Raw genomic sequence first — 22,670 nt, forward strand, 5'->3', positions numbered from 1 at the left:
TGGACGCGGATATATCATCAACTCAGCCAGGAGGGCTTAGTTGATGTAAATCGGCTGGATAGGGTGGATTGGCAGTTCTGGCAGCGTAGAGCTGCCTAAGCATAGATATTAACTGCTCAAAGTATTAGAGTTATGAGTTATGAGTTGAAGTAGCCGGCTATACCCATCAACCAATCAACAAGATCACTCATACGCCAGCGCTTCCCGGGTGGTAAGCCTATTGGCTCGTCGGGCGGGAAATACCGTGGCCAGGTACGTGCCGATCCCAATAATACCGATCCAGATAGCCATAGCCAACGGAGAAACGGTAAGGCCCAGCGGGGTTCGGAACGACATATTGCCGATAAAACGGCCCAGCCATACCGACAGGGCCAGCGAAAAAGCCACCGCCAGCACGATACTCAGGACGCCGATCACCAAACCTTCCCACACGATCAGGTTGCGGATGGTGGCCGGCGTGGCCCCGATGGCCCGCATGACGCCAATTTCGCGGGTGCGTTCCAGCATGCTCATGCTCATGGTAGAGAGCAGACCGAGCGTACCCACCAGCGCCATCAGCATGGCCATGGCCAGCAGGGAGTTGATTAAAATTCGCATGTGACCGGCAATGGCATTGCGCAGCAGCCAGACGGGTACACTCGCCCGCACAGAAATGTTTTGCTGCTCCAGTATCGCTTCTACGGCACGGGTTTTACCGGCGACATAGGCTCGTGAGCGGTCATTGAACCCGACGCGCAGCAGATTCGATTGTCCGGCTGTATTCGCATACCTGGCGTACGCCTGTGAGGAAACGTATGCGGTGGCCGGTGTGCCCACATCTTCCGTAAAGCCCACGATGGTCCAGGTCATTGCTCTTCCGTCTACCGATAGGGTTATGGTAGCGCCGAGTTTAAGGTCTTTGCTGCGGGCCAGTTGGTTCAATACTACCTCTGCCGCTTCCGGCTTACTCAGCCAGCGGCCTTCAGTAAGATTTGGCTTTATTGATTTGGTGTCAATCGGCAGGGCCTGAATGGTAAAGCTGCCGTGTCCTTTGTCGGGATAGGTGTGGGTAATGTCATAAGGACCGTCCTTTCGGATGGAAGCGGAGACAGAACTACCAGCCTCCACAACCTTTACCCCGGCAATAGCCTTTAGTTTTGGCAGAACGACACTCGCCTGCACAGGTTCGTTTAACCGGATTTCCAGATCATACAGCCGCTGCGTGTAGATCCGGCGCAGGTTGTCGTTCCAGGCTTCGGATACATTCAGGGCCGTCATAAACAGGGCACCGCCGGTTGCCAGCAGCCCCAGCGTCAGCGAAAGCCGGGCGGGCTGGCGGAAAACATTCCGGAGCGACAGCCGGAGGGTATCTCCCAGCCATTGAATCCGGCTCAGCGCCACAATCCAGCCTGAACGGATCGGCCTGGTCTGCGATACGCCGTAGTTGTCCAGTGCCTGCCGCACCGACCGGCGACTTCCCCGGATCACCGGCACCGCCACCGCCAGCATGGGGATCAGAATACCGGCCCCTGCCTGCACTACTAATACCCAGAACGGAAGGGAACTATCCGTCAGTTCAAGGTTGAGCAGCATGGCGATCCGGTTGTAAAGGAGCGAGGCTGCCCATCGACTGAGCGGGATACCAGTGAATAGCGCGGCTACACACAACAAGAGCATCATGAACAGATATAAGCCGGCAATCTGCCGGGAGTTAGCCCCGATGGCTTTCATTACCCCAATCTGGCGGACCTGCTTCACCATCAGGGTAGCCATAGAGGTAGCCACCAGCAATGAACCCAGAATCAGAATCAGGAAGCTAAAGACGATGAAGATCGTCATCACGGCGTTCATCTGCCCCTGGTGCGGGTGCTTATTCGGTGGGGGGACCTGGATCTCATGAATGGTATACCCTCGTTTTTCCAGCCAGGCAGACACCGCTCCGGCCTGCCGGGTTATGTGCGGGGCAGAACGCCCGTTGGCACTTACCTGTATTTTGAGTTGGTTGAAGCCCTGGGTTTCCCCCAGCCGGCGAAGTGTTTCCAGAGTAATGTAAGCATACCCGGCCTGTTCCTGCCAGGCTGGTGCCAGCGCCGGATCGTGGACGGTTCCGCTGATGCGCACCGGCATAGGTGTGCTATGCCGCGTCTTAACAGCGATATTGGCACCTTCGGTGGCATTCATCATGTCCAGCGCCGTGCGTTCGACCAGCATCGTGCCAACCATTGGCTCGGCTGCTCCCGATACGCGATGGAATTTACTGATGCGGAGGTTACTGAAATTATCCATGACAAACAGCAACAGCGGGTACCACTTGTCTGCAACCTTCATGCGAGCCACCAGCGTAGCACGTCGGTCGGCATCCCGGATGCCGGGTAGCATTTTCACACTGTCGGCCAACTCCCGCGAAATGGCCTGTTCCAGTTCAATGGTGGCCGATGCCGGCCGGGTACCCAGGTAGTTGGCGGTCATCTCCCGGTTGACGACGGCATAACCACCCAGGATGCAGCCGATGCCGAACACGCCGATGGCAATCGCCAGCACCAGCATGAAATTTTTGGTATAATCGGACGTAACGTCCCGCAAGACTTTTCGGTATCTGATCGTCATGGCATCGGTGGGTTAAGCAGGTACGGCCGGTTCGTCGACAATCTCCCCATCGGCCAGGGCAATGGTATGCTCGAACCAGGCGGAGAACTCTTTCTCGTGGGTAACCACAATAACGGTTTTGCCGGTCTGCGCCAGCGACGCAAACAACTGGAAGATCGCAGTAGCTGTTTGCGAATCAAGATTGCCGGTGGGCTCGTCGGCCACGATAACCGGCGGGTCGTTGGCCAGGGCGCGGGCGATGGCGGCCCGCTGCTGCTGACCCCCCGACAGCGCCGACGGAAACTTATCGGCCTGATCGCCGATACCGACCTGATTCAGTAACCGGAGTGCCCGTTCTTTGCGCTCCCGTTTCGGGTATGTGTTGCAGAAGTCCATCGGCAGCATCACATTCTCCAGGATGGTGAGCGTGGGCAGCAACTGAAAGAACTGGAACACCACACCGATGGTACGCCCCCGCCAGGAGGCCAGGGCACCCTCCGGTAGTTTATCGATGCGTATACCATTGACCGTAATACTGCCCTCGGAGGGTTTATCAATACCGGTAATCAGATTGAGCAGGGTCGATTTGCCACTGCCGGATTTGCCGGTTACGGCCACCAATTGCCCGGCCTCAATGCAGAGGCTCACTTGTTTCAGCGCCTGAAAGGCACCAGCGGCCAGCGTAAACGCTTTGCTGACGTTGACCAGTTCGATAACGTGTTTGGGTTGCACCTTGTTCGTCGTTTTTTGGGCAATATTGGCAAACAAAGGTCGGCGGGTCGTCCGGCAGAATCCAGGTGGACGTCTAATATCCGGATGGACGGATTATATGGATAGGGTTTGCTGGTATTCGCTTGGTGTCAAACCCGTAAATCGTTTGAAGATGAGGTTAAACGTCGATTTGGATTTAAAGCCGGCTTCCAGCGCCAGCCCTAGCAGATTGTAGTGTTTCATAGTGGGGTCGTTCATAAACGCCTTCACCTGCTCGACCCGGTATCGGTTGACAAAATTGTAAAAATTATCACCCACACCCTCGTTGATGAGCTGCGACAGCACACTTCGACTAAGGTTAAGCCGTTTGGCCAGGCTGCTGAGTGTCAGCTCAGGATCGAGATAGGGTTTTTCGTCTTCCATAAACCGGAGTAACCGGTCAACAAGCTGCGGATCAGATTTAGGGCTTTCCGGTTCTGGTGCAGGAGAGGGGGCGGCTGGGGGTACAACCTCGGGTTGGGTTCGGTCAACATGAAAGATCTCTTTCTGCAAAATGCCCTTGTAGCCGAGTGCAAAGACCGACAAGGAGAAAATCACCGCCATGGTACGCCATACCCATACCGAATTACCGTGGTGAATCTGGTTAAGCAGCACGAGCAGGAAAAAGAGCAGGATGCCCAGAAATACACCCATAAAAAACTGCACCCACGCCAGGCTCACATGCTCCGTATTGGATACCTCCTGTTCAACGAGTAGCTGGTACGCCCGCCAACGCTTGTTCATCACGTACAGATACCCCGAAAACTGGATAACGATGAATACCCAGAACGAAATGGCCAGCCAGCCACGATGCCCGCCCAGAAAGGCCAATGCCTCACTGCCGGAGAAGAATCGGTTCAGCGTAGTCGACAGGAAAATAACTGCCAGGAACGGAACAAAATGCAGCACCAGCCGGAACGACCACCGGGTTCTGTGACCGGTCAGCTCCTGCATATACAGCCATAACAGAGGACCAATCAGCAGAAATGTAGGGTCACCCAGCGAAAAGACATTAAACGCGAAATGATCGATCACCCGACCGGCGTACTGGATATGCAAGATGCTGAACGACATCGCCAGCAGCAGGATGGATAGAAACAGATTGGCCCGGCTCTCCCGCACCGACTTGCTGGTCAGCAGCAGGGTCACAAATACACCCAGAACAATACCCGCATTGGCAATAATGAGTGAAAGTTGTTCGAAGAATGCCGCCACAGGTTTTTACACAAAAGTGAACGTGCGAATTACGCTATAAAAATGGGTATTGGAGTCCCAAAAGCGTCCAATAGTATCCTGTTGGACAGGTTGATTGGTTCATTAAATGATTGGTTTATTGGCTGACTAGTTCCCGGCGAACCAATCAACCATGTAACCAGTCGACCACACCCTTACCGGCAGTCAGCCTCAGGACTCGGGTTACGCAGCGCGGAATATCCTCAGCGTAGTGGGAGACGTATAATAGCGTACGGTCGGACGATTGACAAAGCTTATCAATCAGGTTCCGGAACTGGATGGTATGCTCCGGATCGAGGCCCTGGCAGGGTTCATCCAGAATAAGCAGGGGCGGGTTCTTGACCAGCGCCCGCGCCAGCAGCACCCACCGCTGTTGACCCGTAGATAACTGCGCAAAGCGTTTGTCACGCAGGTCTTCCAGCTTCAGCAGATTCAGTACGAAGTGGGTCTGTTCGGTTTGTTCATGGGTTAGCTTCCGGAACAGCCCGGCGGTATCGAACAAACCGGAGGCTACGGCTTTCCATACCGTCAGGTCGCGGGGGAAATAGAGGTGAACTTCGGGGGAGACAAAGCCGATCTTCTGCTTAATGTCCCAGATGCTTTCGCCGGTGCCGCGTTTGCGGTCAAAGAGGCTGTAGTGGTTGCGGTAACCCTGCGGATTATCGGCGGTAATCAGACTGAGCAGGGTCGACTTGCCGGAGCCGTTCGGACCCAGAACGGCCCATTTGTCGCCCCGGCGTACTGTCCAGTTTATGTTATCCAGCACCGTCTGCTCGTTGTACTGCACCGATACCCCCTGCATCTGCACGGCATGGGTGAACGCGGCTGGTGTGGTGGTATGCCATTGCCGAAGCAGCTCCGGATTGGTGAGCGCGTCGTGGTCGGGCGATTGATTGGGTAGTTGCACTTGAGCTGCTTTAGGCGCCGACCCGGCGATGGTACCATCTTGCAGCGTAAGCACCTGGGTAATGCAGGCTGGTATCTCCTGTACCGATGTGGCCAGTACCAGCGAAATACCCTCAGCGGCAACAGTGTTGAGTACCTGATGCAGCCGCTGCCGACTGTCTACATCCAGCCCGACAAACGGATTGTCGAGTAGCAATATTCGTGGGCGACGCAGCAGCGACCGGGCCAGCAGCGTCCGGCGGGTTTCACCGTTCGACAGCGAGGTCAGTTTCCGCTCTAATAAATGGGAAATGTTTACCTGACCGGCTACTTCGGCCAGCCAGTTTTCCGGATAAGCCGGGGGCGGCAGCGGTACCGAATTGAGATCGTGTGTGCCAACCGGCCGCACCTGATTCTGGAGTACTTCCCAGACGGTAGGCGATTCTTCGGCGGTATCGGCGTTGAAGCGCTGCTGGTAAAACTGGGCGGCCGAGGCCACCCGCCGGTCGAACCGGTAATCATTGGCCACTCGTTCGACCGTATCGCGCAAAGGTCCTGCCGGGTGATGGAAGTGACCGGACAGGACGGGTAGCCGGCCGGACAGCGTATCCAGCAGGGACGATTTACCGGAACCGGTGGGGCCGGTTATAGCCCAGTGTTCGCCGGCGTTCAGTGCCCAGTTTATGTTTTTAAGGACTACACCGTCTGGTCGGCGAACCGTTGCATTGTCGAGCTGAAGGAGCGTTTCGGTGGGCATTACTGATTTATTTAACCAATAGCGGTACAAAGAAAATGAATAGCCGCCGAAGTTGGGGAATAAAAAACCGCCCCACTTTACAGTGGGGCGGCAGGGAGTGGGGCAGACAGTATGCGGAAAGCTTAGAAAATGCGTTGGGTAAATTCCTTATCGGCTTTTGACCACCCTTTTACGGCCAGTTCGCGTTGCTGGTCGGCGGTTTTACGATCGCCGTTGAGCTGGGCCAGTTTGGCTTGCAGGTAATGAGTACCCGGATAGGCCGGATCATGGTCGGCCAGCACCTGCACGGCTTCTTTGGCAAAACCGGTGTTCGGTCCTTTTAATGCTGCATCGGCAATCATCTCCAACTGGAAGAGGGCTTCAATCCAGCCGTCGGGCCCGTACTGGTCGCGGGCCGCTTTCTGAAACGCCCGGATCTCGGCCAGCCCGGCTGCGTCGGTGGTTGTATGGTGCAGGCGGATCAGGGCAGCCAGAAATTTCGGGTAAGGCTTTACAAAACCAGCCAAACGTGTAGTCGGATAAACCGGCTTAATCAGGGCCAACTGCGCTTCGGCGGCTTTATGGCTCTTTTGGGCGGCAGACAGGTTTTGCTGCTGCAACTGGAGAAGTCCCAGGAAATAATGACCAAGAAGCCGCTCGGCGGGCGTTTTGGCGATAATTAGCGACTGAGCAATGGGCAATATCTCCTGATAGCGGCCCTGCACAAACAAGAGTTCAGGCAGGCTCTTTTTCCGATAGTACAGGAAGTTGGTATCTGTAGGGTAGCCCATAGCGTAGCTTTCCCTGGCCAGGGCTTCGGCTTCTTTAAGGCGGCCCTGGTACTGGTAGCTGAGCGCCAGCAGCGCAATATTGTGCCCGTGGTGCCAGTCGTATTCGGCCTTATAGGGTGCCGACTCGTACAACTCCCGTTCAATGGCGTCGGCAGCTTTCATCTGTGCAATGGCTTCGTCCACCTTGCCGGTTTTCATCAGGTCATGCGCGTACATATGCAGGGCGTGGGGCAGGCGGGGGGAGAGCCGGGCGTAAGCCTCGCCATGATAGAGGGCTTTTTCGTAATCAGTCATCCCTTCGTAGGCATGAATCAGGTAGTGGTGAGCCGCCGGGTGGTCGGGCGCTATCTGAAGAACTTTTTCGTAAATGGCGATACTGGCCGGCGAACTGCCCTGCCCCCGGCCGAGCGCCGACTCTTCGTAGGCGTTACCGGACAACAGCCACAGTTCGGCATCAGCGGGAAAGTGTTTCAGGGCAGTTTTCAGGCGCTGCCGGTATTCGTCCAGGGCCTTTAGATCGCCCACCGATTCAAGGGCTTTTAGCTGCGCAAAACGCAGGTCGATATGTTCCTTTTCGCGCTCCGAGGCATACGTTACCAGTGCTTTGGCCTGTTCCGCAGCGTTGCGGGCGGCAGCGTACGGCTGAAACTCCATCTGAACGTACGCCCGGCTTAGTCCCACATAGGCCATCGCCATGGTGGAGTCATGCCGGAGTGCTTCGTGGAAGGAGCGAACGGCTTCGACCAGTTGGTAGCCGTGCAGATGCGCCATTCCCTGTTCAAAAAAGGCCTGCGCCTTCGGCGATCTGGTCGATGTTGGAAAGGGATAGGCACCGATATTGGTGCGAAGGGTCACCGGCTGATTGAGTATGTTTTGCGGAATACCGCCCGTTTGGGTAGCACCACAGATCGGAATGGCGGTATCGGGGTAGGGGACTGCCTTTTCGAATACGGCTGGTTCAACAGAACGCCCACCTAGTTTGAACAGGAATCCCGTGAGCAGGGCCAGCAGGAGCGAGTGGAAATACAGTCGGGTCATGGCAGTGCTGATTGATTCTCAGGTAAGGTACGGGTTACGGCGCTCTCCTCCAAAAAGTTTGCAGAACTGTTCGTGTTCGGTTAAACAAAAAAGCCGGATGCATGACCCGGCCTTTCCTGTTTCGTTAGCTTAACAATTCCCGGCCTTTGGCCAGCGCCCGGTCGAGGCCACTGGTATCGGAGCCACCGGCCGTGGCAAAGAAGGGTTGGCCACCGCCACCACCCCGGATTTCTTTGGCTAGTTCCTTGACCATATTGCCGGCGTGGAGGTTCTTTTCTTTGATGATCTCGTCGGCCAGCATCACCGCCAGTTGGGGTTTGCCGTTGATGTCGGCACCCAGTACCAGCGCCAGGTTCTCTACCTTGGCTTTCAGGTCGTAGGCGAGTTGCTTCAGCGCATCGGCCGAGGGCACATCGACCCGTTGCACCAGTACGGTATAGCCGTTTATGGCTTCGGCGTGTTGCAGCAACTGTTCTTTCACCTGCTGTAGTTTCTCGTTCTCCAGCGCTTCAATTTTCTTTTGCAACTGATTCCGCTCCTCCAGCAGGCTCTGTACGGCTTTAACCACATCTTTTGGCGCTTTTAACAGCTCCTTCAGTTCATCCAGCGTCGCCTGCTGCTCCCGCATCAGAGCGAGGGCTTTGTCGGCCGTGATGGCTTCTACCCGGCGGACACCCGTCGAAACCGAGCCTTCCGATATGAATTTAAACAAACCGATCTGCCCCGTAGCGGATACGTGCGTACCCCCGCAGAGTTCAACGGAGTAGCCGGGGTCGAAGGTAATCACCCGCACAAAATCGCCGTACTTTTCGCCGAACAGGGCGGTGGCCCCCATCTGTTTCGCCTGATCGATGGGCACGTTGCGCTTTTCGTCCAGCGGGATATTCTCGCGGATTTTCTGGTTTACGATATGCTCTACCTGATCGAGTTCTTCGTCGGTCATTTTGGCAAAGTGCGAGAAGTCGAAGCGTAGGGCATCCGGACCCACGTACGAGCCTTTCTGGGCCACGTGCGGCCCCAGTACCTCACGCAGGGCCGCGTGGAGCAGGTGGGTAGCCGTGTGGTTGTTCATGATCAGATCCCGACGGTCGGCGCTGACAACCGCTTTCACGGCAATGGCCGCGTTCAGCGCTTCGTCAATATCTTTGGCGTCGGAGATATGAATGATCAGGTCGTTTTCTTTCCGGGTGTCAATAATCTTGACGAGTACTGAATCGGCTTTGTCCAGGTCCAGAATCAGGTGACCAGTGTCGCCGATCTGCCCGCCCGATTCGGCGTAGAACGGCGTGCGGTCCAGCACGATATGGTACTGCGTGCCCTGCTTGTTCTGTACTTTGCGGTACTTTACAATGTTGGCGTCGCCCTCTACGTAGTCATACCCGACAAAATCTACGCGATCCGTATCTGCCAGTTCCACCCAGTCACCGGCCGAGGAGGCTGCGTCTTTGCGCGAACGGGCTTTCTGCTGTGCCAGGGCGTTCTGGAAGCCTTCTTCGTCAATTTTGAGCCGCTGTTCGCGGGCGATGAGGGCCGTCAGGTCGGCGGGGAAGCCGAACGTATCGTTCAGTTCAAAAACGGTTTCTCCGTCGATGGTGTCTTTGCCGGTATCGGTTAGCTGCCCAATGATCTGATCGAGACGGCGCAGACCCTGACCTAAGGTACGCAGGAACGAAATTTCCTCTTCACGAATGACGGTTGCCACAAAATCGCGCTGGGCATTCAGTTCCGGGAAAACAGCCGCAAACTGAAGCGCCAGCGTGGGTACCAGTTTGGTCATAAACGGCTCCGTAAAGCCCAGGTACGAATAGCCGTAGCGGATGGCCCGGCGCAGAATCCGGCGGATTACGTAACCGGCCCGGACGTTAGACGGCACCAGTCCGTCGGCAATGGCGAAGGAGACAGCCCGGATGTGGTCGGCAATCACGCGCATGGCTACGTCCGACTTCGCCATCGTGCCCTGGTAGGTCTGACCCGAAAGCTCTTCAATTACCCGGATCGTACCGGTAAACACGTCGGTGTCGTAGTTTGACTTCTTGCCCTGAATGGCCATGCACAGCCGCTCAAAACCCATACCCGTATCTACGTGCCGGGCGGGCAGCGGTTCCAGTGAGCTGTCGGCCTTGCGGTTGAACTGCATGAAAACAAGGTTCCAGATCTCCACCACCTGCGGGTGGTCGGCGTTGACCAGTTCCTTACCCGGCTTCTGATCTACCTCTTCCTGCGGGCGCAGGTCGACGTGAATTTCGGAGCAGGGGCCGCAGGGGCCGGTATCGCCCATTTCCCAGAAGTTATCTTTCTTGTTTCCGAGAATAATCCGGTCTTCGCCCACAATAGGTTTCCAGAGGTCCCAGGCCTCCTGATCGAAGGGTACATTGTCTTTTTCGTCGCCCTGAAACACCGATACGTACAGCCGGTCTTTCGGCAGTTTATAGACGTCGGTGAGCAGTTCCCACGCCCATTCGATGGCTTCCTTCTTGAAGTAATCACCAAACGACCAGTTGCCCAGCATCTCGAACATGGTATGGTGGTAGGTGTCGAAGCCGACATCTTCGAGGTCGTTGTGCTTACCCGACACGCGCAGGCATTTCTGCGTATCGGCCACGCGGTTAGCGGGTGGCGTTCCGTTGCCCAGAAAAAAGTCCTTGAACTGCGCCATGCCCGAGTTATTGAACATCAGCGTCGGGTCATTCTTCGCCACCAGCGGGGCCGAGGCCACAATAAGGTGCTGCTTGCTGCGGAAAAAGTCTAAATAGTGTTGTCGGATCTCAGAAGAAGTCATAAGCTATTAGTCGATAGTCGTCAGTCGAAAGTCGTTAGTGTTGCGCAGAAAGCCACTATCGACCATCCACTATCGACTACTGACTAACAACTATCGACTGAGCTGCAAATTTACGGCAATTCTTGTGTTTTACCCTGACAGAACAGAAGTTTGTCGTATGGAGGAGTTGAACAAACGATACTACGGTATCCGGGAGGTCGCCGAACTGTTAGGCGTCGAAATTTCGCAGCTGCGGTTCTATGAGAAAGAGTTTCCGACACTGAAGCCTCGTAAAAACAGGGCGGGCGATCGGATATATACCAAAGTGGATATTGACCACCTGAAGGAAATTCTTACGCTGGTAAAGGAGAAAGGGTATACCTTGCGCGGGGCCCGTGAATACCTGAAAAGCCGCTCGTTAGCGCAGAGCGAAAATGCAAAGATGATTGCTAAATTACAGGAGATAAAAGGGTTTCTACAGAACCTGCGGGACGGTATTGAGCGTGAAGAGTTATGAGTGAAGAGTTAATAATTAAGCCGGGGCCGCCCGGTGGTGAGGAATTAAGACCGGCGCAACAACTCATATCTCTTCACTCATAACTCATAACTCCCTTACTGTTTGACGATTTTAAACTGACTGGTTTTTCCATCGGCATCCTGGCTGACCAGGATGTACACACCTACCGGCAGATCTGACACATCCATACCGTACAGTGTGCCCGGCTGTGTTCCCTCTTTACAAATCCGGCCCTGCAGATTCGTCATTATGTACGACTGGTAGGTAAGTGCCGGCGTAAAATATATTTTGCCGTTCTGAACCGGGTTCGGATACACGAGCACGTTTATTGCCTCCTGAACCGACTGACCGGTTGTGCCGGTAATCAGATCGCGATTTCCACCCGGCATTGTCGTGCTGGTACTACTCACGGCGGTGCTGGTCATAGTTGTTGTACTGGTGCACGTCTGTAGCCGCAGGTCGAACCGAATATCTGAACTGGTGGGTGATACCTGGTGAATTTCGGCGGCAATCACGTTGGTACCGGCTTTCAGGACATTGGCCGGCACGGTAAAGGTCTTCCACAGCGGCTCTTCGGATTCGGGCATTCCGGTGGAGAGGGTGGTGTAGGAGACTGGTCCTGCCGGCATGTACTCCCGTTTTACCTCAATGCCGTTGATGTACAGCACGATACCGTCGTCGCGTTGATAATCCAGCGTGAATGTGCCGGTGACGTCTGCCAGGTTAAGGGTTTTGCGGAAGTAGGTAGTAATAAACTTGTTGTTGGGGTCGGGACCGTAAGGAACTACCGTCTTTTCGCCATCGTCACCGTAGCCGAGTTGTGATGGGCCTTCCGACCAGCAGAGATCATCGTAGGCACTGCCGCCTTTCCAGGCTTCAGAAGCGGGGGCCGCGCCGATGGCCAGGTATTTCCAGAAGTCGCCTGAGGCAATCATGGTGGCACAGGCGGGCTGAGTTGTGGTGCCGAATGGGCTTGGCCCTCCTATACCGCCACCGCTGCTCAGTTTCGCTACCTGGTACTCGGCGTAGTGGTGTCCATTTATCAGGGCGCTGTAGGTCCAGATGGACGTAGACGCGCCGTTGCCGTTGTTATAAATCCAGGCACCGTTGGTATTATAGGCTGTTGCTTTCGGAATACCGGTATGACCCAGCGCGGGGTTCGGGTTGTATGAGGTGCTGCCGTCGCTGTTAATCTTGAACACCTTTAGCTGCTGGTGAGACAGGGCGGCCGACAGGCGGCTGTTGATCGCCTGGAGGTCGGCACTCTGGTAGTAATGGCGCACCAGCACGGGGTTCACCGGTTCCTGGGTGGGTTTCAGCGACCAGAAGCGGTTCATGACCGACCATCCCGCTGGTGCCGTTACGTAGTTTGCACCGTTGCCGGCCGGGATTTTAGTAGCCCCGGCGGCACCCTGTAGCCTCAGATCAAAGTACCCATCACCGACGCGGCCTATAGACTGTCCATCTTTCTTAACCGACAGCAGCAGATTCGCGTCTTTATCAGTGTAGTGCGTATACCCACTTACATCAGTGCATTCGCAGGAAGCAGTACGGGTGGTACCGTCGGTTTTCGGAATACCGAAAGCTTCCGTGTCTTTAAAGATGGTGAACTGGTCTTTCACTTCGCCATTTTCCGTGATGAACTTCGCATCGAGCCGGTTTCCGTCGATTTCCAGCAGCATGGAGCCGCCAATGTCATGCGAAGCCTGCATAGCGTTGTGCGGCCATTTAGGATAGACCCCATTGGATGCCCAGGCACCCCCTGATCCGTTGACGACATACACCAGGTAGCTGTTGGGATCGGCCGTACTTTTGTGGTAATAGCAGGAGTTGGGTGTGCCATCGAACCGGCCGCTGGACGAGCCGTTGTTGGCGTCCGGCGCTTTGTGGTCGAAGGTGGCTTCGAGGCCATAGTGTCCTTTTTTCATCAGGTAAGAGCGCTCGTAGACGTGGCTGTGGCCGGTCAGCAGCAAATCGACTTTGGAATACTTTTCCAGCACCGGAACCAGCCGCTGGCGGATATTGATGAGTTCGGGGTCCACGTCTGAATCTTTGGTGCCCATCGAGTAGGGGGGATAATGGGTAATGACGATAATCCAGGTGATTTTCGGATCGGTCTGGGCAGCCGCCAGATCCCGTTCCAGCCACTTCATCTGGGGAGCGTTGGGGTCCAGAATCGAGTAGGGACAGGTATAGGTATTGTCGGCATTCCGGATACACTCCTCATAGCCGTAGGAGTCCAGACTGATTACATGGATGTTGCCGTAGTTGAACGAATAATACTCTTCTTTACCCGAAGCCACGCCACCACCTTCGCCGGCTTTAAAATTGTTGACAATGTCGTAATAGGCTATTTTGTGGTGTTTGCGGGTGTTGGGGTCGCTGGGGTCCTCGCCATTATTGCGGTAATCGTGGTTACCGGGGGTAGCATAAATCGGGGTCTGCTTCATAATGCGCTGCGAGCCGTAAACCCCGAACACATTGTCCTGGTATTGCTCATCCAGCCCCCATCCGTAGGCATTATCGCCCAGCCACAGCCACATGTCGATATAGGTATTCCCCATATAGGTCTGGAAGGCCTGATTGACTTTTTTTTGCCGGTCGCTGCCGTTGCCGAAATCACCCAGGGCCCAGATGCGTGTCTTTTTGGAAGCGCCGGCCAGCGGAGCCGTTACAAAGACGTTATCCGGATCCGATTGCCATACGCTGCCGTCGGTGCTGCCGATCGCATAGTAATAAGTCTGGTTTGGTGTAAGCCCCGTTAGCCGGACCTCATGTTCCGTGGTCGAGTTTGTCTCATCAACTTTCGCGGTAAGACTGTTGGGCGCGGTGGTCCAGTATTGTACCCGCCCCAGATTGGCCTGGCCTGTGCGCCAGCGCAGGGTCATGGCCGTTGGTGTCCCCATCTGCAGATAAGGACCGCGTACCAGCGAAGAGGTTTTGTAGAGTTTCAGGTTAAAACGAATGTCGGAACTCGTAGGAGAGACCTGATGAATTTCGGCGGCAATCACGTTGGTACCAACCTTCAGGACATTGGCCGGCACGGTAATGGTTTTCCACAGCGGCTCCTCCGATTCCGGGATTCCGGTGGAGAGGGTACTGTAGGAAACCGGACCCGCCGGCATGTACTCCCGCGTTACCTCCTGGCCGTTGATGTACAGCACGATACCGTCGTCGCGCATGTAATCGATCTGGAATGTGCCGGAGGCATCGGAGAGGGTGATGGTCTTGCGGAAGTAGGTGGTAATGTACTTGTTGCTGGGATCAGGCCCAAAAGGGATCAGGGTAACTTCGCCATCGTTGCCGTAGCCGAGTTGTGACGGACCGGAAGGCCAGGCCGAATCATCAAAAGGACCGCCCCCTTTCCAGTTGGCCGAAGCGGGAGCCGCTCCGATGGCCAGATACTTCCAGATGTCGCCCGACGCAATGATCGTTGTCGTCTGCGCGCTTGCCTGGCTGTGTGGTCCTGCCCACAGGCAGGTGATGGTGCTGATAATCCATAAAAGCTTTTTCATAGTCAAAGGCATTTAGCGGTTTTCAGGGATGCAGCCGCGAGGCCTGCATTTGATTATCAGCGAATCGGGGAGAGGTTATCAGCCGGGGTGAAAAAAAACGGTCCGGCTACGGCTAAACCGGCGTTGCGGCAGGAGAGTAAATAGGGGTAACCGTCAGGCAGAACGCATCACCGTCGTACGACGGCCTCACGGGTCGGCGCGCCCGGTACATCCGTCAGCGCTTTCATAAAGGCTACCAGCGCGGCTTTTCCGGTTGGGTCAGGGCGAGTTTGTCTTCGGACAGGGTTTGGTTGGGCAGGTTGAATCTTAGACCCTTGCCACCCAATTGATAACAATCTACCCCAAAACTTTAAGAAAAATTTAACGGTCAGGTATGGCAAAATTGGGGGAATTTAGCACCGTGAACATTTCTAGCGACACTTTGCATCAAATTGCCCTAACGCTGGTACCCGGCGTCGGTGATATTCTGGTCCGGCAACTGGTCAGCTACTGCGGCTCGGCTACCGGTGTTTTTCAGGCCTCACTACCTGCTTTGCTAAAAGTGCCCGGTATTGGCGAGGTAACGGCCCGCGCCATCCGGCAACCGGCAATACTCACCGAAGCAGAGACGGTGTTGAACCGGCTGGAGAAACTGAACGCCCGCGCCCTGTTCTATACCGATAAAGCGTACCCTACCCGGTTGAAGGGACTGTACGATGCCCCCTCGCTGCTGTATGTAAAAGGGAATGTTGACCTGAATGCCGCCCGCACCATCGGGCTGGTTGGCACCCGGCAGGCTACGGAGTATGGGCGCCGGACAACCGAAGAACTCATTCAGGCCCTGCAGCCGTACGGGGTAGTCATCATCAGCGGACTCGCTTACGGCATCGACATTGCCGCCCACCGGGCCAGCCTGGCGCAGCAACTGCCAACCATCGGCGTTATGGCCAGCGGCCTCGATATTATTTACCCGACCGTGCATCAGAAAACGGCGCAGGAGATGCTTGTAAACGGCGGTTTGGTAACGGAGAACCGGCCGGGCGTGAAGCCGGATGCCCACCTGTTTCCGGCCCGTAACCGCATCATTGCCGGGCTGAGTGATGCCGTTGTGGTGGTGGAAGCGGCCACCAAAGGTGGGGCAATTATTACCGCGACTTACGCCAATAACTATCACCGTGAGGTGTTTGCCGTGCCCGGCCACCTGAATCAGACCTTTTCGCAGGGCTGCAACAAACTCATCCGGGAGAACCGGGCGCAGATCTACACCCGCCCCACCGACCTGATCGAAGCGCTAAACTGGGACCAGCCGGCCAAAGGCAACACCCCCCGCACCGAAACGCCTGTCCTGCCGCTGGACATTACCGAAGAAGAAAGCCAGCTCATGGCCCTGCTGCGGCAGCAAACCGACATGCACATCGACGATCTGAGCTGGCGCAGCCAGATACCTATGGGCCGTTTGGCCTCTCTCCTGCTCAACCTGGAGTTTCGCGGCTTTGTGCGCACGCTGCCGGGGAAGAAGTACCAGGTGGTGTATGTGTAAACCGGAATTACATTTCGGCCTACAAAAAACCGGAATACAATTCCGGGCTACAAACCCCACTCCGCCGGATTCTGCCGCCAGGCCGCCAATGAAGCCAGGCTATCTGAAGCGATGTAGTTTAACTGCTGCGCTTCCTGAATGAGGGTCTCGTAATCGCTAAGGCAAAGGAGGGGAACGCCGGCATGGGCGAAGTTTTCGGCCGCAATGGGGAAGCCGTAAGAGAAAATGGCGGCCATGCCCAGCACCTCGGCACCGGCCTGCCGAAGTACCTCCACCACTTTCAGCGAACTGCCGCCGGTCGAGATCAGGTCTTCAATTACCACTACTTTTTGCCCGGCTTCGATGCGTCCTTCAATCTGGTTGCCCATACCGTGCTTTTTGGGCTCCGGGCGCACGTAGCAGTAGGGGAGGTTCAGCACTTCAGCCACCAGGGCACCCTGTGCAATACCGGCCGTAGCTACCCCCGCTATCACGTCGGCTGCCGGGTACTGCTGCCGGATGGTGTCGGCCAGCGCATTTTTAATGAACGTGCGCACCTCCGGAAAGGAAAGCGTCACCCGGTTATCGCAGTAGATCGGCGATTTCCAGCCTGAACTCCAGGTAAAGGGGGCCTCAGGGCGTAGCTGTACGGCTTTTACGTCGAGCAACCGACGGGCAACTTCTTGTTTCATCATAATTTACTCCTCAATCACCTTCGTCACCAGCATCTTGTCGATCCGGCTTTTGTCCATGTCAATAATTTCAAACTGGTAAGCCTGCCAGATAAAACTTTCCCCAACTTTCGGAATATCTTTCAGGATATGCAGGGCAAAGCCGCCCAGGGTATCAAACCCCGTCAGGTCGCGTCGGTTTTGAGCCGAGATGGTAATATCGAAATGATTCAGGAAATCATCGAAGGGAAGCTGGGCATCAATCAGGAAACTGCCATCTTCCCGTTCCACGATCTCATAATCCAGGTCATCTCCCTCCGAAATGTCACCAACCAGCGCATCCAGGATGTCGTTCAGGGTAACCATACCCATCACCCCACCGTATTCGTCCACGATAATGCCGACGTACTGCCGCCGTTCGCGGAAGCGCTCGAGCACCTGGTAGGCGCGGTTGTTTTCCGGAATGTAGAGTACATCGCGTTTTAAATCGCTGAGCTGAAGCAGTTCGTCGTCCAGGTCTTTACCCAGCAGGTCTTTGCTGTAGATCAGGCCAACAACCTCATCAACGCCATCGTTACACAGCGGATAAACCGAGTGCTTGTACTCCAGAATTTTCTGTTTGTTTTCGGCGGGATCGGCTTCCAGGTCCAGGTATACGATTTCCTGGCGGTTGGTCATCAGCGACGTAATGCGCCGGTCGCCCAGGTGAAACACATTCTGTACAATCTCCTGCTCAATTTCGTCGATCACCCCACCGGTAGTGCCTTCCTGAATCAGGCTTTTAATCTCTTCTTCCGTAACCGCGTTTTCGTTTGGCCGTATACGCAGAACTCGGATCAGCAGGTCGCTGGATAAGCTGAGCAGGCTGATAAACGGGGAGGTGATTCGCGACAGCAGAATCATGGGGGCGGCCATGGTCTTGGCAATACCCTCCGGGTTGGAAAGACCGATGCGCTTGGGAACCAGTTCACCTAATACCAGCGAGGTGTAAGTCAGGAGAATCAGGACCAGAACAACGGCAATGGATTTGGCGTAAGGGGCCAGTATTTCAAATTGAGCCACAAAGGCCTGCACGTCGCTGGTAATTTTATCCCCGCTGAAAATACCGAGCAAAATACCAATAAGGGTAATCCCAATCTGGACGGTAGACAGGAAGCGGTTAGGTGCGTTGGCGAGATTGAGAGCCGTCTGGGCTTTCTGGTCGCCGTTTTTGGCTGCGGTTTCAAGCCGGGATTTGCGCGAAGACACCAGCGCAATTTCCGACATCGAAAAGATTCCGTTTAGTATAGTGAGTAACAGAATTATGGCAATTTCCACAAAGGAGTCAGGTTGGGTGACGCAAAATTATCAAATCTTTTATCGTGTCAAAAGAACAGGGTTTTGCTATTTTTGTTACACGAACTGTTCTTTACTGCATGATTGTCTTCATTGACGACCGGCCTATACGCTTAACCGGTCCGAAAGTAGCCTCGCGCCACCGCGATGCCCGTCACGGCGGTGACCACCTGGAACGTTTTTCCGACTATGACCATATTCTGGATGCCCGGCTGGAAATTCTAAAACCTGACGCCTTGCAGGGGCACCTGCTGGTGCTGAACGCTACGCCCTCGACGGTAGAAAAGCTGGTAAGCCTCCTGCAAACGGCCGATATAAGCCATCTGTCGTCGGTAACCCTTTTTTGTGTCGACAAAAAAGTGGCCGAAGAGCGGATGAAAAGCCTATTTAAAGTGGTGAAAGCGGCCGGAGGAGTCGTTTTTAAGGGCGATCAGATGCTGCTGATGTTTCGCCGGGGCGTCTGGGATCTACCCAAAGGCAAGCTCGACGAGGGCGAGTCTTCCCGGGAGGGGGCCATGCGGGAAGTGGAAGAAGAAACTGGGCTGCGTGTAGACCTCGACGATAAAATATGCACCACCTGGCATACGTATACCTTCAACGGCAGCCGGATTCTGAAGCGCACCAAATGGTACCGCATGATCTGCGTCGACGAGAGCCGAATGGCCCCGCAGGAAGATGAAGATATCGAGCAACTGGCCTGGATGGATCGACGGCAGGCGCAGCTCGCACTTACTAACTCATTCAGCTCAATCCGCTATGTGATCGAATCGGTTTACGAGCAGGAGCCAAAGGAGGAAGAATAGGTACTAAAGAAAATAACCCGATCCTGGTGATGACGAGCCAGATTTATGAGTATTTTGCCGGTTCGCAGCGCAGAAACGGTGTGCCCGGAGGTAAGGCAATTACTTGTATGTTTGTTGGTAGCTAATGGTGACTACGTCACCTAAATAACTCAGGTATGCGGTTATATTCTCCAAAAAAGGCTATTTTATTGGTCGTGGCTACAGTTTGTTTATTGTTGAATGCCGGCATGTCGTGTCTGGGGCAGAATAAACAGCAAGCCATTGATAGCCTGCAGGCATTGCTCAAAAATCATCCCCAGGCTGATACCAGCCGGGTGAAATTGCTTTTCGACCTGGGCAATCTTTACCGGGCTCAACCGAAGCAGCGACGTGCCGTGGCGGAAGATGCGCTGACCCTGGCGCGTAAGCTTCGGTATCGGGAAGGAGAGGCCAAGGCCCTGTTTATTCTGGCCGATACCTACCGGGAAGAAAGTAATTTTAAGCAGGCCCTCTCTATTGGGCAGCAGGCGGCCAGGGCTGCCAATGCACTCAACGATCTAAACCTGCGGGCATCGGTTTATGAGCTCATTGGGGATGTACATTATTTCCAGGGCAACTATGTACAGGGTATGGAGTATTTACTGGAAGCCTTGAAACACGCCGAAAAAAGCAAAGACGAAAAACTGATAGCAAATATTTTATCGGATGTTGGGCTGGTCTATCATTCATTAGGCGATTATAACCAGGCATTGTTTTACCACCTGAGAGCCTTGAAAAGCAAAGAACGGTCGGGCTCAAAAAGCGGGCTGTTCAAGGGATTCAATAATGCCGCCGAAGCCTATCGCTTACTGGGCGAAGATGCGAAAGCCATAGACATGTACACGAAAGCCTTAGCGGTGGCCCGGGAACTAAATAACAGCTTCTTTATAAGTTTTGTTGAAAGCAACCTGGCCAACCTTTACGAGAAACAGGGCAAATACGAGCTGGTCTTTCCGCTCGCCTTCCGGGCCTTAGCCGTGTCTAAGGAGATGGACGATCAGGAGGGGGTTGCTTTTTGTTCGGATATTCTGGCCAGAGCGTACCTGCATACCAACCATCCTGATAGTGCCCGCTGGTATGGTCTCCGGGCGTTTAACGTAGCTCAGCAAACCGGTCTGAAAGAATACAGCCGGGATGCCAGTCAGGTGCTGGCTGAATCATACGCCCGGTCCAGCGATTTTGCCAGGGCGTACCAGTACCAGCAGATTTATATGGGGTATAAAGACAGTCTGCTGAATGAAAATACCGCCAAGAAAGTTATTTTGCAGCAGTATAATTACGATTTGGCCAAGAAGGAATCGCGTATAGCACTCCTGGTTAAAGACAAAAACCTGCAGGCCGAAGAGGCCCGCCGGCAGCGGCAACTTTTGTACGCTATTATTACCGGCTTGGTGCTGGTAGTTGGCCTGGCCATTTTGCTGTGGCGCAACAACCGCATCAAACAACGGGCCAATGCCCTGCTGAAGCGCCAGAAGCAGGAGATTGATGATCAGGCCCGGCGTTTACTGGTGCTAAATGAGGAACTGAGCGAGCAGAAAGAAGAAGTTGAGACCCAGCGGGATGAACTGGAAGACACCCTGATCAGGCTGAAAGCTACGCAGGCGCAACTGATTCAGGCTGAGAAAATGGCCTCGCTGGGTGAGCTGACGGCCGGCATCGCCCACGAAATACAGAACCCCCTGAATTTTGTCAATAACTTCTCGGAGCTTTCGGTGCAGCTGATCGATGAACTGAAAGAAGGACCAATTCTGGCCCTGCCCGAGTCGGAGAAAGCATATGCCGATGAAATTCTGCACGATCTAAGTCAGAACCTGCAGCGGATCAACCACCACGGCGGCCGGGCGGGTGCCATTGTCAAAGGGATGCTGCAGCATAGCCGGACCAGCACCGGGCAGAAAGAACTGACCGATATTAATGCGCTGGCTAACGAATATCTGCACCTTTCATATCATGGTTTGAAAGCGCAGAATGACCAGTTCAACGCCGATCTTCGGGTGCATCTGGAGCCGAACCTGAAAAAAGTGGAGGTCATTCCGCAGGATATTGGCCGGGTATTGCTCAACCTGTATAACAATGCGTTTTATGCCGTTCTGGATAAGCAGAAACTGAAAATTGCCGGTTACCACCCCCGGATAGACGTTTGTACCCATACGGAGAACGGCAAGCTGGAAATCAGGGTAAAGGATAACGGAACCGGTATTCCAAAAGAGATCATCAACAAAATTTACCAGCCGTTCTTTACCACCAAGCCGACTGGTGAAGGCACGGGCTTAGGCCTGTCGCTCAGCTACGATATAGTGACGAAAGTCCATGGCGGTGAACTACTGGTGGAATCGGAACCGGGGGAGTATACCGAAATGACCGTTCGGTTGCCGTTGGGGGCTTAGTTTTCCTGGACAGGTAGCGAACGCTATGGCTTTACAAGAAGAAGCAACGCCGGTTCGGCGTTGCTTCTTCTTGTATAACAGACTTTCCTACGCGTTAATTTGGCCAGAAATCACAACTTGGACCACCATCGGCTGTATCCTCATAGCACTTAACATTCTTCCCGCTGTCGCCAACCCGTCCGGTTTTAATCCAAATAGTATTCGTAGAATAATCAACGTAATAGCGCTTGTCCAGGACGTAGGTAAAGCCCACGATATTAGCCGGTAAGTTCTCAAACTTAATAAAATGACCGGTCGCATTACACTGGGTTCCTTTACCGTCGGAACCAGAGACAGCACCATTGCTAAACATCGCGGTAAAGTAGGGACCTTCATATTCGGTACTGGTATTATAGATCCTCCTTTTATAAAGCTGTCCTTGTTCCTCTACAATTATATACGCCCTTAAGACATTCGAAAACGTAGGACATTCACTATTGGCCTGTACTTCCGCAGTTGTCGATAGCTGAACAATTACGTTGCCTAAGCCCGCCGTAATCGTCTTTGTTGATGGTTTGGTGGCTTTACCATTTTTGCTGGTGGCGGTGGGATACGGGTCTGTTGACTCAGTGGTAACTGAGTAATACCACTCGCTGGGGCCTCCGTCCGGGTCAATGTATAGAATGCTGTACGACGGAAATGTTGCCTGTGTCTGTGCTACTGACTGTTCAAAACCTCCACAGTTGCCGTCGTAACAAGGACGACCTTCCAGCTTTACGTCGATCGATTCAACGTTGGCGATTACGCGGCTGTTGGCATCGGTGCGACTGTTTTCGGGCGTGAGGGAGTCGGTGGTAGACTGGCAGCCCTCGAACAGGACAACGCTACCCAGCAGCAGCAGACTTACAAGTAAATTTGGTTTACACATGGGAGTTGAGATTTTGTTATGTAAAAATGTTACAATACTGAAAATGTGGTTGTTTATTGGTGAGAAGAATTGTAGCGGTAAGGTAAGCTTTACCTAACTGGAAGGCAAGACTTTAACCTGACTGTTATTAAAAGGGATGTTTATAAATTTGTTTTTTCATGTACCTGCCTTACGCATTGTTCACATATTAATAGCACCAATATACGTTTTTGGGCATACCGAGATAATCATATGAAAAGAAATAATTTTTGGTAACATAATTG

The 22,670-nt window shown here is 54.2% G+C and carries 14 protein-coding genes; 4 read left to right on the plus strand and 10 right to left on the minus strand.

The genetic code is table 11. From position 1 onward, the window contains the following. Positions 1–183 precede the first annotated feature (183 nt). From ABD931_RS15795 to alaS, 6 genes are all read right to left on the minus strand, one after another. Positions 184–2,586, minus strand: a complete 2,403-nt coding sequence (locus ABD931_RS15795; RefSeq protein WP_345268758.1) for an ABC transporter permease — start codon at positions 2,584–2,586, stop codon at positions 184–186. A 12-nt stretch (positions 2,587–2,598) separates the two neighbouring features. Then, a complete protein-coding gene (locus ABD931_RS15800) occupies positions 2,599–3,297 on the minus strand; it encodes an ABC transporter ATP-binding protein (protein WP_345268759.1) in 699 nt (232 codons plus the stop codon). Between the two features lie 93 nt (positions 3,298–3,390). Continuing rightward, positions 3,391–4,530, minus strand: coding sequence for a helix-turn-helix domain-containing protein (locus ABD931_RS15805; protein WP_345268761.1), 1,140 nt, complete (start codon positions 4,528–4,530; stop codon positions 3,391–3,393). A gap of 145 nt (positions 4,531–4,675) precedes the next feature. Further along, positions 4,676–6,190, minus strand: a complete 1,515-nt coding sequence (locus ABD931_RS15810; RefSeq protein ID WP_345268762.1) for an ATP-binding cassette domain-containing protein — start codon at positions 6,188–6,190, stop codon at positions 4,676–4,678. 122 nt (positions 6,191–6,312) lie between these two features. Beyond that, a complete protein-coding gene (locus ABD931_RS15815; RefSeq protein WP_345268764.1) occupies positions 6,313–7,998 on the minus strand; it encodes a tetratricopeptide repeat protein in 1,686 nt (561 codons plus the stop codon). 124 nt (positions 7,999–8,122) lie between these two features. Continuing rightward, positions 8,123–10,777, minus strand: coding sequence for an alanine--tRNA ligase (alaS, locus tag ABD931_RS15820; RefSeq protein WP_345268766.1), 2,655 nt, complete (start codon positions 10,775–10,777; stop codon positions 8,123–8,125). A 157-nt stretch (positions 10,778–10,934) separates the two neighbouring features. Here alaS and ABD931_RS15825 point away from each other — a divergent pair, with 157 nt between their 5' ends. Next, on the plus strand, positions 10,935–11,273 hold the full coding sequence (locus tag ABD931_RS15825; RefSeq protein ID WP_345268767.1) for a MerR family transcriptional regulator: 339 nt from the start codon (positions 10,935–10,937) through the stop codon (positions 11,271–11,273). Between the two features lie 95 nt (positions 11,274–11,368). On the opposite strand, the gene ABD931_RS15830 is transcribed toward ABD931_RS15825, so the two are convergent. Beyond that, positions 11,369–14,788 carry a metallophosphoesterase gene (locus tag ABD931_RS15830; RefSeq protein ID WP_345268768.1) on the minus strand — a complete coding sequence of 1,140 codons (3,420 nt, stop codon included), beginning with the start codon at positions 14,786–14,788 and terminating at the stop codon, positions 11,369–11,371. Between the two features lie 406 nt (positions 14,789–15,194). On the opposite strand from ABD931_RS15830, the gene dprA reads away from it, so the two are divergent. Then, entirely contained in the window at positions 15,195–16,307 is a 1,113-nt protein-coding gene (dprA, locus tag ABD931_RS15835; RefSeq protein ID WP_345269079.1) for a DNA-processing protein DprA, read from the plus strand. 47 nt (positions 16,308–16,354) lie between these two features. Here dprA and pyrE read toward each other — a convergent pair whose 3' ends face one another. Together pyrE and ABD931_RS15845 are read right to left on the minus strand one after the other, a co-directional pair. After that, complete coding sequence (gene pyrE / locus ABD931_RS15840) at positions 16,355–16,981, minus strand: orotate phosphoribosyltransferase (RefSeq protein WP_345268770.1); 627 nt, start codon at positions 16,979–16,981, stop codon at positions 16,355–16,357. 3 nt (positions 16,982–16,984) lie between these two features. Continuing rightward, the gene (locus ABD931_RS15845; RefSeq protein WP_345268771.1) at positions 16,985–18,274 is read right to left on the minus strand and encodes a hemolysin family protein; all 1,290 of its coding nucleotides are present in this window, start codon (positions 18,272–18,274) and stop codon (positions 16,985–16,987) included. Positions 18,275–18,372: 98 nt separating this feature from the next. Between ABD931_RS15845 and ABD931_RS15850 the strand changes: the two genes are divergently transcribed. Both ABD931_RS15850 and ABD931_RS15855 read left to right on the plus strand, forming a co-directional pair. Beyond that, positions 18,373–19,095 (plus strand): NUDIX hydrolase, encoded by a 723-nt coding sequence (locus ABD931_RS15850; protein WP_345268772.1) that lies wholly within the window; start codon positions 18,373–18,375, stop codon positions 19,093–19,095. A 155-nt stretch (positions 19,096–19,250) separates the two neighbouring features. Further along, positions 19,251–21,500, plus strand: coding sequence for a tetratricopeptide repeat protein (locus ABD931_RS15855; protein ID WP_345268774.1), 2,250 nt, complete (start codon positions 19,251–19,253; stop codon positions 21,498–21,500). A 94-nt stretch (positions 21,501–21,594) separates the two neighbouring features. On the opposite strand, the gene ABD931_RS15860 is transcribed toward ABD931_RS15855, so the two are convergent. Then, complete coding sequence (locus ABD931_RS15860) at positions 21,595–22,407, minus strand: hypothetical protein (RefSeq protein ID WP_345268775.1); 813 nt, start codon at positions 22,405–22,407, stop codon at positions 21,595–21,597. Positions 22,408–22,670 lie beyond the last annotated feature (263 nt).

Origin of the sequence: Nibrella viscosa, assembly GCF_039541875.1 — a bacterium.
GTDB classification, from domain to species: Bacteria; Bacteroidota; Bacteroidia; order Cytophagales; family Spirosomataceae; genus Nibrella; species Nibrella viscosa.

What these genes read in the sequence shown, in the direction of transcription:
- pyrE (WP_345268770.1), bottom strand. Translation starts at nt 16,981, where the DNA reads ATGATGAAACAAGAAGTTGCCCGTCGGTTGCTCGACGTAAAAGCCGTA.
- ABD931_RS15825 (WP_345268767.1), top strand. Translation starts at nt 10,935, where the DNA reads ATGGAGGAGTTGAACAAACGATACTACGGTATCCGGGAGGTCGCCGAA.
- ABD931_RS15795 (WP_345268758.1), bottom strand. Translation starts at nt 2,586, where the DNA reads ATGACGATCAGATACCGAAAAGTCTTGCGGGACGTTACGTCCGATTAT.
- ABD931_RS15815 (WP_345268764.1), bottom strand. Translation starts at nt 7,998, where the DNA reads ATGACCCGACTGTATTTCCACTCGCTCCTGCTGGCCCTGCTCACGGGA.
- ABD931_RS15860 (WP_345268775.1), bottom strand. Translation starts at nt 22,407, where the DNA reads ATGTGTAAACCAAATTTACTTGTAAGTCTGCTGCTGCTGGGTAGCGTT.
- ABD931_RS15810 (WP_345268762.1), bottom strand. Translation starts at nt 6,190, where the DNA reads ATGCCCACCGAAACGCTCCTTCAGCTCGACAATGCAACGGTTCGCCGA.
- alaS (WP_345268766.1), bottom strand. Translation starts at nt 10,777, where the DNA reads ATGACTTCTTCTGAGATCCGACAACACTATTTAGACTTTTTCCGCAGC.
- ABD931_RS15850 (WP_345268772.1), top strand. Translation starts at nt 18,373, where the DNA reads ATGATTGTCTTCATTGACGACCGGCCTATACGCTTAACCGGTCCGAAA.
- ABD931_RS15855 (WP_345268774.1), top strand. Translation starts at nt 19,251, where the DNA reads ATGCGGTTATATTCTCCAAAAAAGGCTATTTTATTGGTCGTGGCTACA.
- ABD931_RS15830 (WP_345268768.1), bottom strand. Translation starts at nt 14,788, where the DNA reads ATGAAAAAGCTTTTATGGATTATCAGCACCATCACCTGCCTGTGGGCA.